This window comes from Weizmannia sp. CD-2023 (assembly GCF_036225245.1).
GTDB lineage: Bacteria > Bacillota > Bacilli > Bacillales > Bacillaceae_C > Weizmannia > Weizmannia faecalis.
Genome location: NZ_JARTJQ010000125.1, coordinates 1 through 12,558, shown reverse-complemented (window position 1 = coordinate 12,558; position 12,558 = coordinate 1). Strand labels below are relative to the sequence as shown.

Sequence of the window (12,558 nt, the reverse complement as noted above, 5' to 3'; positions counted from 1 at the left end):
GGTTTCGGGATTCTGACGCGTGTTGATTCAACCATGTATCTGCTGACCATTAGTCTGACCCTGGCCGTGCTGATCTCCTGGAAGTTAACGCTCGTTTCGATCTGGCCGCTTCCGTTTCTGGCAGCCGGCATTAAAGTGCTGGGAGAGAAACTTCATAGACGTTTTACTGTTGCCCAGGACGCCTTTGGGGATTTAAATAACCGGGTGCTGGAATCGGTTGCCGGTGTCCGCGTCATCCGTGCCTATAACCAGGAAATAGCGGACGAAACAAGATTCCAGTCGATGACGGAAGACGTTTATCAAAAAAACATTGCGGTCGAAAAAATTGACGCGCTTTTTAATCCGCTGACAAAAATCATTACCGGGATGAGTTACACGATCGGCCTTGCTTACGGCACTTATCTCGTTTTTCACCAGCAAATTACACTCGGAAATCTTGTTTCCTTTAATGTCTATTTGGGCATGCTGACATGGCCGATGTTTGCGATTGGGGAATTGATGAATGTCATGCAGCGCGGCAATGCTTCACTTGACCGTGTAAATGAAACGTTGCGGCATGTGGAAGATGTAAAAGACCCGGAAGCCCCGAAAACGGTTGAACAGCCGGATATCATAGAATTTGCCGATTATACTTTCCGCTATCCAAAATCGCGGGAAGAGAACCTGAAGCATATTCATTTAAAGATCAAAAAAGGGGAGACGATCGGGATCACCGGTAAAACCGGCAGCGGGAAAACAACGCTGATCAAACAACTGTTGCGCGAATATCCGCTTGGAAGCGGCCGGCTGCTTGTCTCCGGTGTTCCAATTGAACAATTGACCAAAGAGGAAGTATTAAGCTGGATCGGGTATGTGCCGCAGGACCATGTGCTTTTTTCCAGAACGGTGAAAGAAAACATCCTGTTCGGTACCGATTCGGCCGGGGAAGCGGAACTGCAAAAAGCGATCCGGACTGCATCACTTGAAAAAGATATCGAGATGCTCCCGGACGGACTTGAAACGCTTGTCGGTGAAAAAGGGGTCGCTTTATCAGGCGGGCAGAAACAGCGGATCTCGATTGCACGGGCGGTCATAAAAGATCCGGAAATTTTGATCCTGGATGACGCGCTGTCCGCTGTCGATGCCAAGACCGAGGCGTCCATTATTGCGAACATCCGGAAAGAGCGGAAAAATAAAACGACCATCATCGCGACCCACCGGCTGTCGGCGATTGAACACGCCCAGTGGATTGTCGTCCTCGATAACGGCCGGTTCACGGAGGAAGGGACGCACGAACAGCTGTTGAAAAACAAGGGCTGGTATTACGAACAGTACATGCGCCAACAGCTCAAGTCCCGTGAGGAGGTGGAAGCATAATGGCTGCAAAACGGCTTTTCCGCTATGCGATGAACTTTAAACGTTCCATTTTGATTGCGCTCGCGGCCCTTATGGTTGCCGTTGGGGCGGATGTGTTCAGCCCGATCGTGGCAAAAACGATGATTGACCGCCATATCACCGGCATTGAAAGCGTATGGGTGGAGACCCATGATGCCCGCCAGGCGGTTTCTTATCACGGCCGCCATTACAAACGGCTTGTTTATGCTTCCGCTGAGGAGAAAAAAGGGAAGAAGCGGACGATTGTCCAGGCAGGAAGAAACTTTTATTTCGTAAAAGGCCGTGTTGAAACCGGCGGGAAAAATACGTACCGGGACGGAAAACTGTATATGACCTATAATGGCAAAACGGCTTCTTACCGGGCGGAAAAGATATCCTATGCGGGCGTGCTCCGCTTTTACAGCCCGGAAATCCCGTATATTTTGAAACTGTTAATCTTGTATTTCGGCCTTTATGTTGTGTCGGGATTCGGCCAGTTTACGCAATATTTTTATTTGCAAAAAGCTGCAAACCGGATTATCCAGAAAATGCGGAATGACCTTTTTATCCACTTGCAAAAATTGCCGATCCCATTTTTTGACAACCTGCCGGCCGGAAAGATTGTCTCGCGCATCACCAATGATACGGAAGCCATCCACGAATTGTATGTGGCTGTGCTGTCAAACTTTTTCAGCGGCCTGGTTTATATTGCCGGCATTTATATTGCAATGTTTTTGCTCGACTGGAAACTTGCGCTTGTCTGCCTGTTGTTAATGCCAATTTTATGGCTGTGGATGCGGGTATACCGGAAGTTTGCCCAGCAGTACAACCGGATGATCCGTTCGAAAGTGAGCGAAATGAATGCCGTGATCAATGAGTCGATCCAGGGCATGCCGGTCATCCAGGCTTTCCGGCGCGAAAAGCAAACGAAGGAAACCTTTGAACAGCTGAATCGGACGCATTTTAAATACCAGAACAAAATGCTGGTGTTAAACGCCTTGTCGTCCCATAATTTAACCGGCATTTTAAAAAATCTCGTGCTTGTGGCGTTTCTCTGGTATTTCGGGCACAGCGCCCTTTCCGGTTTGTCAGCCGGGCTCTCCGTCGGCCTTTTGTATGCCTATGTGGACTATATTAACCGGCTGTTTAACCCGATCAGCAATATTGTCAACCAGTTCAGCAATCTTGAGCAGGCGCTTGTTGCCGGCGAACGTGTTTTCAGGCTGCTGGACGAAAAAGGCGAGGATGCGGAGGCGAAATCCGTACCGCGCTTTAAAGGGCATGTGGAGTTCCGGCACGTCTTTTTCGGCTACAAAGAAAACGAATATGTGCTGAAAGACATTGACTTTGAGGCAAAGCCGGGTGAAACGGTCGCGCTTGTCGGCCATACCGGATCCGGGAAAAGTTCCATTATGAATGTGCTGTTCCGTTTTTACGACTGTAATGAAGGAGAAATCCGGATTGACGGGACGGATATCCGGTCGCTTCCGCGGCAGGCCGTCCGTGAACATATGGCGATCGTGCTGCAGGACCCGTATTTGTTTACCGGCACGATTTATTCAAATGTCAGCCTCGGGGACCCGCGGATTACAAGAGAAAAAGCGGCTGCCGTGTTAAAAGCGGTCGGCGCCGATCAAGTGATCGGAAATCTGGAAGAAGGGCTCGATGAACCGGTCTTTGAAAAGGGGAGCACTTTATCGAGCGGGCAGCGCCAGCTCATCTCGTTTGCCCGCGCACTTGCTTTTGACCCGGCTATCTTAATTCTTGATGAGGCGACGTCCAATATTGATACGGAAACGGAATTGGCCATCCAGCATGCCATGGATGTCCTGAAAAAAGGAAGGACCACGTTTATCATTGCCCACCGGCTTTCCACCATCAAAAATGCCGACCAGATTTTGGTGCTGGACCGTGGCCGGATTGTGGAACGCGGAAGCCATGAAGAGTTAATGGAAAGAAAAGGGAAGTATTATCAAATGTACCAAATGCAGCATTCAGGCGGAACGGAAGCAGCCGGATAAATCCAGCAATGTGAAGCGGAGTCTGTACTATAACAAACGGGCAGGGAAATTCTCTGCCCGTTTTATTTTTTCTTTAATTGTTCCTGCGCCATCCGGACCAGTTCTTTCACCATGTTTCCGCCGATCGGCCCGCCGATTTTTCCGGCCTGTTCAGCCGTCAGTTTGCCGTTATAGCCTTTTTGAAGCGGAATGCCGCGTTCACTGGCCACCTCGTATTTGATATCGTCCGGGTGGTCCGTATCGGTACGATATCCTTCTTTGGCCATCACTTCGGTTTTGAACCGGTCAAGCGCGCTCCTTGATTCTGCGATAAGCGGTTTTCTTTTTCGTTTTGGCATGCGGATTCCCTCCCCTTATAGGATGCGGATGGCCAGCTGCCTTTATGCGCCGGGGAGAAAAAACGAAAAATGATTTTTTTTGAAAAAATCATACAGGATATTTAAAATCTGTATGGAATATTTGTATAATAAGAACTGTAATAATACAGCAAATAAAAAGGGAGTATGCAACGTGAAAAAAGCAGTAATTGGTGCATTGCAGATCGGTTTGCTCTGGGTCATTTACGAAATCGGGCTGGAAGCAGTCAAAATCCTGCATTTGCCGGTACCGGGGAATGTATTTGGCATGCTGGTGCTGTTTCTTTTATTGATCACGGGCATTTTGAAGCTGCAGTGGATCGATACGGGCGCAACATGGATTTTAAAACATTTATCCTTCTTTTTTATTCCGATTTCCGTCGGGCTGATGTCGCTCGGTTCATTTTTCCTCCATAATGGCGTGGTGCTGACCGTAATACTGGCTGTCAGCGCGGTAGCCGGCATTGTAGGGACGGGGATGTCCGCCCAGCTTTTGGCAAGGGGGCGTGAGGCAAGCCATGAGCAGCAGTTACGCCGTGACACTTTATAGCATTTTCATCACCGTTTTCGTTTACCTGCTGTCGTTGCGGTTATCGAGAAGGTTTCCTTCCCCGTTCACAACGCCTGTATTTTTCAGTACGGTGGTATTGATCGTGCTATTGGCCGCAAGCCATATATCCTATAAAGCGTATCTTCCCGCAAAAGGGGTCATGACCTATTTTCTCGGCCCGGCCACCGTTGCGCTGGCTGTGCCGCTTTATAAAAACAGGGCGATTCTTGCGCGCTATTTTCTGCCGGTTGTCGGCGGCATTCTTTCAGGCAGCATGCTGACTGTCGGGACCGCCCTCGCCCTGGCCAAAATTTTCCAGCTGTCGCACAATATTTTTGCTTCCCTTGCCGTGAAATCCGTCACCGTGCCGGTTGCAAGCGAGGTAGCAAAAATCATCGGCGGCAATGAGGTGCTGGTTGCGGGGTTTGTCATGATTACCGGGATGATCGGTGCCATGTTCGGCCTGAAGCTCTTAACTTTGGCGCGCGTCCACGACCCGGTATCACGAGGCCTTGCGCTCGGCACGATTTCCCATGGGATTGGAACGGGGGAAGCCGTGAAGGAAGGAGAACTGCAAGGTGCCGTATCAGGGGTGGCGATGGGGATGGCCGCCATTTTAACTTCTTTTATCCTGCCATGGTTGTTCTAAACCGGGATAAACATATATTACAGCTAAAGGGGTAGATACTGATGATGAAGACACCGCTTCTGCTTTCTACTATGATCGAGAGGGCTGAACGCTATTTTCCCGAAAAATATGTCATTTCACGTACACACACCGGGATTCAGCGGATTCCGTATCGTGAAATTGCAAAACGGACACGCCGGCTTGCCAGTGCGCTGGAAAAACTCGGGATGAAAAAAGGAGACCGGGTTGGTACGTTTGCATGGAACCACCACCGCCATTTGGAGGCCTATTTTGCCGTGCCATGCCGCGGGGCTGTCCTTCATATGGTCAACATCCGTTTGTCAGAAGACCATCTCACCCATGTCATTAACCATGCGGAAGATAAAATTTTGCTGATCGATGAAGATCTCGTCCCGGTGATTGAAAAAATCCGGGATCGCCTGAAAACGGTCGAGCATTTTATCATTATGAGCGATGAGAAGGCGGTTCCGGAAACTACCTTGTTTCCTGTCTCCTCTTATGAAGCCATCCTGGAAGAAGGCGATGAGCGTTATCCGTTTTTACACGACCTTGATGAACATGCGCCAGCCGCGATGTGCTACACGTCGGCAACAACCGGCTATCCGAAAGGGGTTGTCTATTCCCACCGCGGCCTTTATTTGCACAGCATGGCGCTCGGGCTTAGTGACCAGCTCAGCGTTCAGGAACGCGACATCGCCATGACGGTCGTTCCGATGTTTCATGTCAATGCCTGGGGGCTTCCCTATGCAGCCACCTGGTTCGGGGCAACCCAGGTGCTGCCGGGGCCTTCTTTTACACCGGAAATTCTCGCACAGCTCATTGAAAAAGAAAAAGTCACGATGACAGCAGGCGTCCCGACGATTTGGATCGGCATGCTGAAAGTGCTGCAGGAAAAGCCGTATGATATCAGCAGCCTGCGCCTGATCGTAAGCGGGGGTGCGGCATCGCCTAAGGGATTGATCCGTGCTTACGAGGAAACGTACAAAGTGCCGTTTATGACCGGCTACGGGATGACGGAAACGACCCCGGTTGTTTCGTTGGCCACGTTAAAAAGCAGCATGGATCATTTTACCGTGGACGAAATGGTGGATGTGAGAGGAAAAACCGGGCTGCCTGTTCCCGGCGTTGAAGTGAAAGTCGTCAATGAGAACGGAGAAGTACCGTGGGACGGAAAAACAATGGGGGAACTGATCGTAAGAGGGCCGTGGATTGCGGATGAATATTACAATGACGAGCGTACGCAGGAAGCATTCAGGGATGGCTGGCTGTATACCGGAGATATTGCAGTCGTGGATCAGGAAGGGTACCTAAAGATTACCGACCGGACAAAAGACCTGATTAAAAGCGGCGGCGAGTGGATTTCTTCCGTCGAACTTGAAAACGCTCTCATGTCGCACGAAGCGGTCTTTGAAGCAGCCGTCATTGCCGTTCCCCACCCGAAATGGCAGGAACGCCCGCTCGGCTGTGTGGTTTTAAAAAGCGGATATGAAAACAAAATCACGTCCGCGGAACTAAAAGATTATTTAAAAACACAATTTGCCTCATGGTGGGTCCCTGACGACATTTTGTTTATGAAAGAAATCCCGAAAACGTCTGTCGGCAAGTTTTTAAAACGGGCATTGCGCGAACAGCTGCAAGACCATTATGCAGGCGTGCAGTAATGCATGCGGGAAAAAGCCGGAATCTTCCTATGGATTTCGGCTTTTTCATTCGATAATATAAAGGGGAGAGGTTTTAACGGAAAGACGAAAGGATTCAAATGGAAATGCCCAAAACATGGAAGAAAAAGAAGCGGAACCGGGGTAAAACGTGGATCGTCCTGCTTATTCCGGTCATCGTGTTAAGCGCCTATTTTATTTTCGAAGAGAACATCCAGAAAAAAACGAATCCCCAAATCCCTGAAAAATATTTGTCCATCTATTTGGAAGCAGAGAAAATATACGGGGTTCCCTGGTATGTGCTTGCCGCTCATCACCGGGTGGAAACCAGGTTTTCAACGATGAAGCCGATGGTCTCGCCGGCCGGCGCCCAAGGCCCGATGCAATTTATGCCGTGCACATTTGTCGGCTGGAAACATCCGTCATGCAGCGGCCTTGGAAAAGGAGACATCCCGAAAAATGAAGAAACGAACCCGGCTGTCATAAAAAAATACGGAGGATATGGCGTCGATGCGGACGGGGACGGGAAAGCAGACCCGTTTAACGATAAAGATGCGATTTTCAGCGCGGCAAATTATTTGTCGAAAAACGGGGCGGCAAACGGGCAGATTCAAAAAGCGGTTTTTGCGTATAACCACAGCCGTAAATACGTGTCCGAAGTGATGCATTATGTACACCTTTATCAAAAAGAAGGTTTAGAAAAAGCAAGCAAGTAAAAAAGGGCGGTTCTGGCCGCCCTTTTTTACTGTTATGCTTTTCTTGCTGTTCTTAAAATAAAGCTTAACACAAAGACGAGAATGATGGCCCCGATTAAAGCAGGTATGATGGCCATCCCTGCAATATGCGGCCCCCAATTCCCGAAAATTGCGCCGCCAAGCCATGCACCGACAATCCCAGCAATAATATTTCCGATAATTCCGCCTGGGATGTCCCGGCCCATGATCAATCCTGCAAGCCATCCGATAATCCCACCTACGATTAAATATAGAATAAACGACATTTTCACATTCCTCCTGTTAACTTAAGTTTCATGTCTTTTTATCGAACTTGGTGTACTTATTACCTTTTTTGTACCAGACTAAACATGGGCAGGCGTATTCTAAAACGTCTAAAATGACAAATATGCGGAACTTTTCAGGGGAAAGCGGGAAATCCTCCGGTTTGAAGTTTATAGATCATGCCCGGGATTGTGCTTTTGCCTTGAATGATTCCGGTTTTTAACCTTTTTTGAGCCGCTTAACGGTTCCGGCTGCCCGCTGTTGTTTGCTTTTGGCTGGTTTCTGCGTATATCATTTCCGTCGTTTTTATTTACCATTTTCATCCCTCCAACTATACAATTTGCTTTTTGTAAAGCGGTTATACAGCATACCATGAAAAAAATTGAACATACTATCGTTTGAAGGAGAGATGACAATGCCTTACCATAAAGACAAACAGCAGGCGTTCCAAGCGGCCGAGCAGCACATGGCCCTGACGGAAGACATCTTGCAGAATGTAGAGATGGGAAGTGAAGACGCCGGGCACCAGCTCGCCCATTTGAAAGAAGAAATCAACGAAACGTACCAAGAGATCGAAAATGCACTCGAAGTGGCGAGCGAAACGCAACGGGTGCAATTGGAACAGTTCCGGCGCGATTTGGATACAATCGTAAAACATACAGATTTGCATTAAAGCGGGGAGGAGGATCCCTGCTTTTTTTCATCTGCGCCCGGATCTGGTATAATATAGAATGGTATCAAGCCTGCGACCGGGCGGGGTTCATACATATGAAAAATAATAAACAGGAGGGAATCGAAATGGCTTTGCCAAATTTTGAACAGAATTTACAAAAATATGCGAAATTGCTCGTGACAAAGGGCATCAATGTAAAGCAGGGCGACTGGGTAAAAGTATATATTGCAGTCGACCAGGCAAAACTTGCGCGCCTTGTCGTAAAAGAAGCGTATGCACTAGGCGCGGAAAAAGTAATCGTCGAATGGTCGGATGATGAAATTACAAAACAGCATTATCTGAATCAGCCGCAGGAAGTGCTGACACATATTCCGGATTACAAAATTGCCGAGACGGAAGACCATGTGCTCAACCATAAAGTGAGCCGGCTGTCTATTCTTTCAAGCGATCCCGGCCTGCTCAATGATGTCGATCCGCACAAAGTGGCCGCTTATCAAAATACAGCAGCTAAAGCTTTCAAAGCGCAGCGGGTTGCCACGCAAAATGACGATATCAAATGGACGGTTGCTGCAGCGGCGGGGGCCGGATGGGCAAAAGCAGTATTCCCGGATTTAGAAACCGAAGAAGCACAAGTCGATGCGCTTTGGGATCAGATTTTTAAAACATGCCGTGTCTACGCGGACGACCCGGTTGCCGCCTGGGAACAGCATAAACAGACGTTAAATGAAAAAGCGGCGAAGTTAAACGACATTCAATTCGATGCCCTTCATTATACGGCGCCGGGGACGGACCTTACATTCGGCCTTCCGAAAAACCATATTTGGGCCAGTGCGGGCAGCGTGAACCCGAAAGGCGAAGAATTCATTGCCAATATGCCAACGGAGGAAGTGTTTACTGCACCGGATACGCACAGGATGGAAGGCGTCGTGCGCAGCACAAAACCATTAAGTTATGCAGGCACTTTAATCGAAGGCATTGTTGTCCACTTTAAAGACGGGAAAATCGTCGATATTTCTGCTGAAAAAGGCGAAGAAGCGATCAAAAAACTCGTGTTTGAAAACGAGGGTGCAACAGGGCTCGGGGAAGTTGCGCTTGTACCGGATCCGTCGCCGATTTCACAGTCCGGCATTACATTTTTCAATACATTGTTTGACGAGAATGCCTCGAACCACCTGGCCATTGGTGCAGCCTATCCGACAACGATCCAGGGCGGCACGAAAATGAGCGAAGAAGAACTGTTAAAACACGGCATGAATGTCTCCAATGTCCACGTTGACTTCATGATCGGCTCTGCTGATATGAATATTGACGGCATCAAGCAGGATGGAACCGTTGTGCCGGTATTCCGCAATGGGGACTGGGCCATCTAAAGAAAAACATTAATATTATATTGATAAAGATTCTCAATGGGCAAAACAAAGAAATCAGCCCATAAAGCTGATTTCTTTGCCATCCCATGCTACTGGTTTTTCTTGCGTTTTTTGTTAAACTGTCTTTCTTTTTCCGTTAAAGGCTCGTTTGAAAATTCTTCATTGTATCCGGCGCCTTTCCCTTGCGCTTTTGCCGCATTCATGCCCGGCCGGATATGGTTTGCTTTCTGTCTTGTCACAAGGCTCACCTCCCTGGCCACAGTTTCAGTATGTTGAATAAAGGAAAAATCATACCTTGCCGATAAATTTTTTGAAAACCAAACGACAGGTGATATAATTAAAACTTATCACACACAATAATATTATTGTTATTTACTTATGTCATTTCTTGTAATATGATGAAACTGTGAGGCGTTTTTTACGAATCATTCTGTTAATCTTTTAAATGATGAAAATATGAATCTTGACAAAGGGGGAAAAGACATGTCCAATGATGTCTTTAAAGCGCGTTCCATTTTTGAAGTAAATGGGAAACGCTATCACTATTACCGCCTAACAGCGCTGCAAGACGCAGGAATCGCCAATGTGTCGCGCCTGCCTTATTCGATTAAAGTGCTGCTTGAATCGGTGCTCCGCCAAATGGACGGCCGCGCGATTACGAAAGAACATGTTGAAGATTTGGCAAAATGGGGATCGGATGAAGTAAAGGACAAAGAAGTCCCGTTTAAGCCGTCACGCGTTATTTTGCAGGATTTTACCGGTGTTCCAGTTGTTGTCGATCTTGCATCGCTCCGCAAAGCGATGGCTGATTTGGGCGGAAACGCGGATAAAATCAATCCGGAAGTACCGGTTGACCTTGTGATCGACCACTCGGTTCAGGTTGATAAATACGGTGCGCCGGATGCCCTTCAGGTGAATATGGATTTTGAATTCAAACGCAATGCCGAACGCTATAAATTTTTAAACTGGGCCCAAAAAGCGTTTGACAATTACCGTGCCGTTCCGCCTGCAACGGGGATTGTCCACCAGGTAAACCTTGAGTATCTGGCAAGTGTCGTCCATGAAAAAGAACTGGAAAACGGCGAATATGAAACGTATCCGGATACCCTCGTCGGGACCGATTCCCATACGACAATGGTCAATGGACTCGGGGTGCTCGGATGGGGTGTCGGCGGTATCGAAGCGGAAGCCGGCATGCTCGGCCAGCCTTCGTATTTCCCAATTCCGGAAGTTATCGGCGTAAAAATGACCGGATCGCTTCCGAACGGGGCAACCGCAACCGACCTTGCGTTAAAAGTCACCCAGCTTTTGCGCCAAAAAGGCGTGGTCGGCAAATTTGTCGAATTCTTTGGCCCGGGCGTCTCAACGCTGCCGCTTGCAGACCGTGCGACGATTGCAAACATGGCGCCTGAATACGGGGCAACTTGCGGTTTCTTCCCGGTTGACGATGAGTCGCTTGCCTATTTGCGCTTAACCGGCCGCAGCGAAGAACATGTAAAAGTGGTGGAAACTTACTTGAAAGAAAACGGCATGTTCTTTACGCCGGACAAAGAAGACCCGGTTTATACGGATGTGCTTGAACTGAACCTTTCTGAAATTGAAGCCAACCTTTCCGGCCCGAAACGCCCGCAGGATTTGATTCCGTTATCGCAAATGCAGTCTGCTTTCCAAAAAGCGATTACGGCGCCTGCCGGCAACCAAGGTTTCGGACTGGATGAAAAAGAGCTCGATAAAGAAGCTGTGATCCATTTTAACAACGGCGAAACAGCTGCGATAAAAACCGGCGCAGTCGCCATTGCAGCGATTACGAGCTGCACAAACACTTCAAACCCTTACGTTATGCTCGGGGCCGGCCTGCTTGCGAAAAAAGCGGTTGAAAAAGGGCTGGAAGTGCCGAAATATGTGAAAACATCGCTTGCGCCTGGATCAAAAGTCGTGACCGGCTACTTAAAAGACTCCGGTTTAATGCCGTACCTCGAACAACTTGGCTTTAACCTGGTCGGTTATGGTTGTACAACCTGTATCGGAAACTCCGGTCCGTTGAAGGAAGAAATTGAAAAAACCATCATGGACAATGATTTGCTCGTAACGAGTGTCCTTTCCGGGAACCGGAATTTTGAAGGCCGGATCCATCCGCTTGTCAAAGCCAACTATCTGGCTTCGCCGCCGCTTGTCGTTGCTTATGCGCTCGCAGGAACGGTGAATATCGATTTAAACCATGACCCGATCGGCAAAGACAAAGACGGCCAAGACGTCTACCTTAAGGATATTTGGCCGCAAGCGGATGAAATCAAAGAAAATGTTCAAAAAGTCGTCACGCCGGAACTGTTCCGCAAACAATATGAAAACGTCTTTACCGACAATGAACGGTGGAATGCGATCGAAACGAGCGACGAACCGTTGTATACATGGGATGCAGAATCGACTTACATTCAAAATCCGCCGTTCTTTGAAAATCTCTCGCCTGAACCGGGCGAAGTACAGCCGCTGTCGAGCCTGCGCGTCATCGGCAAATTCGGCGATTCGGTGACAACGGACCATATTTCGCCTGCAGGTGCGATCGGCAAAGACACCCCTGCCGGAAAATACCTGTTGTCAAAAGGAGTCGAACCGCGTGACTTTAACTCTTATGGTTCCCGTCGCGGCAACCATGAAGTCATGATGCGCGGAACATTTGCCAACATCCGCATCCGCAACCAAATTGCACCGGGTACGGAAGGCGGCTACACGACTTACTGGCCGACGAATGAAGTGACGTCGATTTATGATGCAGCCATGCGTTATAAAGAAAACGGCACCGGCCTTGTGGTTCTTGCCGGCAAAGATTACGGCATGGGCTCATCGCGCGACTGGGCGGCAAAAGGCACATACCTGCTTGGCATTAAAACCGTGATTGCGGAAAGCTTTGAACGGATCCACCGTTCCAACCT

General features: G+C 48.6%; 13 protein-coding genes. 9 read left to right on the top strand and 4 right to left on the bottom strand.

Annotated elements, in window-relative coordinates:
• Positions 1-1,356 (top strand): ABC transporter ATP-binding protein (locus P9687_RS16305; RefSeq protein ID WP_328228930.1); only part of this gene is annotated, 1,356 nt, incomplete at its 5' end.
• Positions 1,356-3,374 (top strand): ABC transporter ATP-binding protein, encoded by a 2,019-nt coding sequence (locus P9687_RS16300; protein ID WP_168986008.1) that lies wholly within the window; start codon positions 1,356-1,358, stop codon positions 3,372-3,374. The genes P9687_RS16305 and P9687_RS16300, both read left to right, overlap by 1 nt.
• Positions 3,375-3,436: 62 nt before the next feature.
• Here the strand turns inward: P9687_RS16300 and P9687_RS16295 are convergent, their stop codons facing one another.
• Positions 3,437-3,712: an alpha/beta-type small acid-soluble spore protein gene (locus P9687_RS16295; protein ID WP_017550841.1), complete on the bottom strand. Its 276-nt coding sequence runs from the start codon at positions 3,710-3,712 to the stop codon at positions 3,437-3,439.
• 172 nt (positions 3,713-3,884) lie between these two features.
• Between P9687_RS16295 and P9687_RS16290 the strand changes: the two genes are divergently transcribed.
• The 4 genes from P9687_RS16290 (at position 3,885) to P9687_RS16275 (ending at position 7,303) form a co-directional block, all read left to right on the top strand.
• The gene (locus P9687_RS16290) at positions 3,885-4,280 is read left to right on the top strand and encodes a CidA/LrgA family protein (protein WP_017550842.1); all 396 of its coding nucleotides are present in this window, start codon (positions 3,885-3,887) and stop codon (positions 4,278-4,280) included.
• A complete protein-coding gene (locus tag P9687_RS16285) occupies positions 4,249-4,929 on the top strand; it encodes an LrgB family protein (RefSeq protein ID WP_014098366.1) in 681 nt (226 codons plus the stop codon). The genes P9687_RS16290 and P9687_RS16285 overlap by 32 nt, the downstream gene beginning before the upstream one ends.
• 41 nt (positions 4,930-4,970) lie before the next feature.
• Positions 4,971-6,590, top strand: a complete 1,620-nt coding sequence (locus P9687_RS16280; protein WP_017550843.1) for a long-chain fatty acid--CoA ligase — start codon at positions 4,971-4,973, stop codon at positions 6,588-6,590.
• Positions 6,591-6,694: 104 nt separating this feature from the next.
• On the top strand, positions 6,695-7,303 hold the full coding sequence (locus P9687_RS16275) for a lytic transglycosylase domain-containing protein (RefSeq protein ID WP_026104550.1): 609 nt from the start codon (positions 6,695-6,697) through the stop codon (positions 7,301-7,303).
• Positions 7,304-7,335: 32 nt separating this feature from the next.
• On the opposite strand, the gene P9687_RS16270 is transcribed toward P9687_RS16275, so the two are convergent.
• Both P9687_RS16270 and P9687_RS16265 read right to left on the bottom strand, forming a co-directional pair.
• Entirely contained in the window at positions 7,336-7,587 is a 252-nt protein-coding gene (locus P9687_RS16270; protein WP_017550845.1) for a GlsB/YeaQ/YmgE family stress response membrane protein, read from the bottom strand.
• 168 nt (positions 7,588-7,755) lie between these two features.
• Positions 7,756-7,902: a small acid-soluble spore protein P gene (locus P9687_RS16265; RefSeq protein ID WP_014098363.1), complete on the bottom strand. Its 147-nt coding sequence runs from the start codon at positions 7,900-7,902 to the stop codon at positions 7,756-7,758.
• Between the two features lie 98 nt (positions 7,903-8,000).
• On the opposite strand from P9687_RS16265, the gene P9687_RS16260 reads away from it, so the two are divergent.
• Positions 8,001-8,258, top strand: coding sequence for a hypothetical protein (locus tag P9687_RS16260; RefSeq protein WP_014098362.1), 258 nt, complete (start codon positions 8,001-8,003; stop codon positions 8,256-8,258).
• 125 nt (positions 8,259-8,383) lie between these two features.
• The gene (locus P9687_RS16255) at positions 8,384-9,628 is read left to right on the top strand and encodes an aminopeptidase (protein ID WP_328228679.1); all 1,245 of its coding nucleotides are present in this window, start codon (positions 8,384-8,386) and stop codon (positions 9,626-9,628) included.
• Positions 9,629-9,717: 89 nt separating this feature from the next.
• On the opposite strand, the gene sspO is transcribed toward P9687_RS16255, so the two are convergent.
• Complete coding sequence (gene sspO, locus P9687_RS16250; RefSeq protein ID WP_013859306.1) at positions 9,718-9,867, bottom strand: small acid-soluble spore protein O; 150 nt, start codon at positions 9,865-9,867, stop codon at positions 9,718-9,720.
• A 244-nt stretch (positions 9,868-10,111) separates the two neighbouring features.
• On the opposite strand from sspO, the gene acnA reads away from it, so the two are divergent.
• On the top strand, positions 10,112-12,558 hold a 2,447-nt coding region (acnA, locus tag P9687_RS16245), incomplete at its 3' end, for an aconitate hydratase AcnA (RefSeq protein ID WP_328228929.1).

Coding starts and splice junctions, on each gene's coding strand:
- P9687_RS16265 (WP_014098363.1), bottom strand. CDS start 7,902: ATGGTAAATAAAAACGACGGAAATGATATACGCAGAAACCAGCCAAAA.
- P9687_RS16255 (WP_328228679.1), top strand. CDS start 8,384: ATGGCTTTGCCAAATTTTGAACAGAATTTACAAAAATATGCGAAATTG.
- P9687_RS16285 (WP_014098366.1), top strand. CDS start 4,249: ATGAGCAGCAGTTACGCCGTGACACTTTATAGCATTTTCATCACCGTT.
- P9687_RS16280 (WP_017550843.1), top strand. CDS start 4,971: ATGATGAAGACACCGCTTCTGCTTTCTACTATGATCGAGAGGGCTGAA.
- P9687_RS16300 (WP_168986008.1), top strand. CDS start 1,356: ATGGCTGCAAAACGGCTTTTCCGCTATGCGATGAACTTTAAACGTTCC.
- P9687_RS16295 (WP_017550841.1), bottom strand. CDS start 3,712: ATGCCAAAACGAAAAAGAAAACCGCTTATCGCAGAATCAAGGAGCGCG.
- P9687_RS16275 (WP_026104550.1), top strand. CDS start 6,695: ATGCCCAAAACATGGAAGAAAAAGAAGCGGAACCGGGGTAAAACGTGG.
- P9687_RS16260 (WP_014098362.1), top strand. CDS start 8,001: ATGCCTTACCATAAAGACAAACAGCAGGCGTTCCAAGCGGCCGAGCAG.
- P9687_RS16270 (WP_017550845.1), bottom strand. CDS start 7,587: ATGTCGTTTATTCTATATTTAATCGTAGGTGGGATTATCGGATGGCTT.